At 51.2% G+C, this 3740-nt stretch carries 5 protein-coding genes and 2 pseudogenes; 5 read left to right on the forward strand and 2 right to left on the reverse strand.

Annotation, left to right across the window (positions count from 1 at the left end):
- Window positions 1–362: pseudogene (locus H9X86_RS13030) on the forward strand (hypothetical protein); the annotation flags it as partial.
- A gap of 277 nt (window positions 363–639) precedes the next feature.
- Window positions 640–1548 (forward strand): annotated as a pseudogene (locus H9X86_RS13035) (DNA cytosine methyltransferase); the annotation flags it as partial.
- A gap of 50 nt (window positions 1549–1598) precedes the next feature.
- On the opposite strand, the gene H9X86_RS11640 reads toward H9X86_RS13035, so the two are convergent.
- Entirely contained in the window at window positions 1599–2222 is a 624-nt protein-coding gene (locus H9X86_RS11640) for a class I SAM-dependent methyltransferase (protein ID WP_204901679.1), read from the reverse strand.
- 273 nt (window positions 2223–2495) lie between these two features.
- Window positions 2496–2711, reverse strand: coding sequence for a hypothetical protein (locus H9X86_RS11645; RefSeq protein WP_204901680.1), 216 nt, complete (start codon window positions 2709–2711; stop codon window positions 2496–2498).
- Window positions 2712–2880: 169 nt separating this feature from the next.
- On the opposite strand from H9X86_RS11645, the gene H9X86_RS11650 reads away from it, so the two are divergent.
- The 3 genes from H9X86_RS11650 to H9X86_RS11660 form a co-directional block, all read left to right on the forward strand.
- Window positions 2881–3216, forward strand: coding sequence for a 4-oxalocrotonate tautomerase (locus tag H9X86_RS11650; RefSeq protein WP_204901681.1), 336 nt, complete (start codon window positions 2881–2883; stop codon window positions 3214–3216).
- 57 nt (window positions 3217–3273) lie between these two features.
- Complete coding sequence (locus tag H9X86_RS11655) at window positions 3274–3534, forward strand: hypothetical protein (RefSeq protein WP_087389555.1); 261 nt, start codon at window positions 3274–3276, stop codon at window positions 3532–3534.
- 1 nt (window position 3535) lies between these two features.
- The coding region (locus H9X86_RS11660) for a hypothetical protein (RefSeq protein ID WP_204901682.1) at window positions 3536–3740 on the forward strand (205 nt) is incomplete at its 3' end.

Here is a 3740-nt window from a genome sequence, read left to right on the forward strand (position 1 = left end):
GGTGTGGAGTGGGGGAAAATCCGAAGATTACTTCAAAGGATTACCTATCACTATTTCCCGGAGCCTTCTCCAGCGGCACCCCAAAAGGCGAGGACTTCCGCATCGTCCTCGAAGAGATCGTCCGCATTAAAGTTTGTGATGTTTCAGTCCCTCGACCTGACACCGGGCGCTGGGAATCTGCTGGGCGAATCATATTGGGAACTGATTTCTCCCTGGCGTGGCGATGCCTGGACGCTCAATACTGGGGTGTCCCCCAGAGAAGAAAGAGAATCTTCCTTGTCGCAGATTTTGCAGGTCGATCCGCCCAGCAAATATTATTTGACCAGGAAAGCCTGTCTGGGTATCCTGCGCCGAGCTTTTGAACGAGGAAAAGGACTCCCACCACCGCTCAAGAGAGCGTTAGAGATCCAGTCGGGAGTTATCCCCCCGGACAGAAGTGGCACCGAACTAAAAGCATATCACATCAACCAGCGAGATGAGGGTATCGATCTCCACGGAGTGTCTGGTGCTCTCATGGCTACCAGTAATATGCAGATGCAAACCTTCGTCACCCAGCCAAGCCAAAAAAATACGGAGGTTTTGGACGAGTACCAGAACACTTTCACCAATAATGTGTCCACCGATCAAAATGGCCTGCTCCGGCCAATAGCATTTGCGGCCAATCAGAGAGATGAAATTCGGGATCTCCACGACGTGGCGGGAGCATTGGGAGCGCAACCGGGAATGAAGCAGCAGACCTTTATTGCCGGTTTCTCCGCTGGAGCCGGAGCATCAGCTGGAGGCATCGGCTATGGCGAAGAACTCGCCCCCACGCTGAAGGGCAGCGCCGGCGGCAACTGTATGCCGTCGGTTTTATGCCTCAACGACCAGGGTGGCAATGTCCTGGGGTGCAGCACGGATGTGACAGGCACACTCCGGGCCCAGGAACATGGGCACCAGCCTCTGGTCTATGAGAACCACGGCATCGACTCCCGTTACACTGGCCCCCATGCGGTGGCTCCCACCATGTCCGCCAGATACGGTACTGGTGGCAACAATGTGCCATTGGTGGAGCAGGAACCCGTATTCTGTATCACCGGCAATGCCATAGACCGTCAGCCTCAAAACGGCGGGAACGGCATTGGTTATCAGGAGGACATTGCCTACACACTTACCGCCACGGACCATCATGCGGTATTCAGCAGACAGCGAGTGGACGTGTTCAAAGACAAGGCAGTTGTCAGCACCCAAAGCGCCCGTCAGCACAAGGATGCAACCGACCTAGTGGTACAGCCACACCAAAAAACAGTGGGAACACTGGGCTACAGCGACCACAAAGGAGTCAACAACCAGTACGTCAGTGACGGAAAATGTGTTGTGGAAGGGGTAAATCTTATCCGTCGCCTGACTCCTCTGGAGTGCGAGCGCCTCCAGGGCTTCCCCGATAACTGGACGGCGATCCCCGGTGCTTCAGACTCTGCACGGTATAAGGCATTGGGCAACAGCGTGGCTATCCCATGCGTAGATTTTGTCTTGTATGGAATTTCTTTGGTACTTCGGGCCAGTTAAATTCCAAAACGAAAGCAGTCCCGCACCGCAAAAAGTGCAGGACCGCCATTTTACAATTCTTTTTTTAAGTATAGGATGCCCGAGCAGTAGGAAACTTGTTCAAATTTCATCTGAGGGAATGCGTGTTTCAACTCTTCAAAGACAAAGTATATTTCATCTTCGTCCCACATCTCTGCCATTCGTCTGCGACACGTCTCCAATTCATCCCGAGTATGAAATGCTACGTCTCCAATATAAATACAGCCGTTTGGCTTGAGCAATTCTAGCAGATCACTCAGAAATCTGACCTTTTGCGCATCAGATAGATGATGTAAGGAGTAGGTAGCAATGATGGCGTCGTATTGATGTTCCGTTAATTCTTTGGCCAATCCAAAGGTAAAGTCGCCCTGGTACAAGTGTGCTTCCGGCATTTTCTCCTGTGCCAGTTCAATCATTCGATGGGAAAAGTCCTGTCCATAGATGGTACATCCCTGTTGGTAGAGCTTGGTGGTCAGGGTTCCTGTCCCAAACCCAATATCCAATACACTTTTCCCAGCTTGGGTTAACACATGATTGTAAATGGTATTCAAAATCTTTTTATAGCCTGCGAAGGGATACTCATCGTTCTCTTCCGCCAATGCCACGCTTTTGTCGTAGCCATCCGCCCACAAATCAAACTCCTGGTTGTTTAGCATGCGCTGTTACCCCCCACCACGTTATTAAAAATGATATCTGTGCTGTGATCAAAGGGCATCCAGTAGCGAACGGACAAACTTCCGCAGCTCACGGCTAGAAACGGCACAGATAATCACCAGCAAGAGTCCCACAAGGAACACCCATAAGCCGGTATCGGGGCCAGCACCGGCATATAGCCCGACACCCATGAGTAGTACACCCAAAACAGCAATTCCCTTCATTAAATACTTACCTATTGTCTTGGTCGTGTGCCTCACTCTCCACATTGTGACTTATTCTTTCTTATCTTTCGATACAAACGCTACGATCAGGTGTACGATTGCTACACACAGCCAAGCAATGCCCGTAAGGACACTCACGCCATAAAAATACCCAGCGATATCAGAAACCACATAATGGCTAACACCAAATAACTCTTGTTGGGCTTCATCTGCTGCTCCCCCCTGTTTCACTTTCATCATTCTACCACAAACATCCGTCTCTGTCACGAATAACCGCCAGAGATATGCCTGAACTGCCTCTATACATATGATGTGGGGACAGTCTCGTTGCTTCTGCTTTGGTAACACCCTGTTTCTTTGTTGGAATCTGTGAATAGCTTTCCCTGCTCAGTTCCGGTATGCTTTGCTTGCAAAATCGTAGAAAGGAGTACATCCCATGGGAGATAAGAAAAATCTCTGCGCCATGATTCCCATAGAGCTGCATGCCAAGGTCATGGCAGAGAAAGAGCAGCTTGCACTGGGAACCCTGGCCGAATGTGTAGAAATGATTCTCACCCAACACTTTGAAGGAGGTAACGTCACCATGGCAGCAACCAAAACCCTGGCCTTTCAAATCCCCGAGGAACTGGACCGGCGGCTGAAGAACTTCATCGCCGCTGAAAAGAAACGGGGCAAGAAAATCAGCCAGAAGGAGTTCGTCATCGGACTCATCGAACAGGCACTGGCTGAGTACGAGGCACAAAGCCTGACCCAACCTACAACCGAAGCATAATTCACTGAACTGGCCGCCGGGAAAACCCGGCGGCTTTTCTTTTGGAGGTGAATCAATCTGTACATCTATCCCGATAACCTGACCGCCAAAGCAACCCTGTGGCTCTGGGAACTCCGGGACGTGAGCGTCATCGGTGTGGGCCTTCTGCTCTCTGTCCTGGCGCTCACCCAGACCGGCATCTTCGTCCCCCTGGTGCTGACGGCAGTCTATGCCTTTCTCAGCATCCGATTTGATGGCACCAGCATCCTGGACTTCATCCGGTATGCGGTGGCCTTTCTCTTCACCAAACGGCAATTTTACGAATGGAGGAGAATGTAGTATGAATCATAACTCTACCTACCGAACTCTAGCTCCGTGCATCCATCAGGACGTCCAGCGATCCGGCTCCTTGAAGCTCCGTTGGAGCGAAAAGCGAAACCGCTGGGAGTGCGACGACGTCTACTTCTGGCAGGACCCCAAGACCAATTGGAGCTGCCGCAGTAAAAGCGGCAAGCATTACTATGGATTTCGCAGTCTGCAGGCTC

Origin of the sequence: Pseudoflavonifractor capillosus, from assembly GCF_016902575.1 — a bacterium.
Lineage (GTDB): Bacteria > Bacillota > Clostridia > Oscillospirales > Oscillospiraceae > Enterenecus > Enterenecus capillosus_A.

Excerpts from the sequence above, each read along its gene's own strand:
- H9X86_RS11650 (WP_204901681.1), top strand. The coding sequence starts at position 2,881 with ATGGGAGATAAGAAAAATCTCTGCGCCATGATTCCCATAGAGCTGCAT.
- H9X86_RS11640 (WP_204901679.1), bottom strand. The coding sequence starts at position 2,222 with ATGCTAAACAACCAGGAGTTTGATTTGTGGGCGGATGGCTACGACAAA.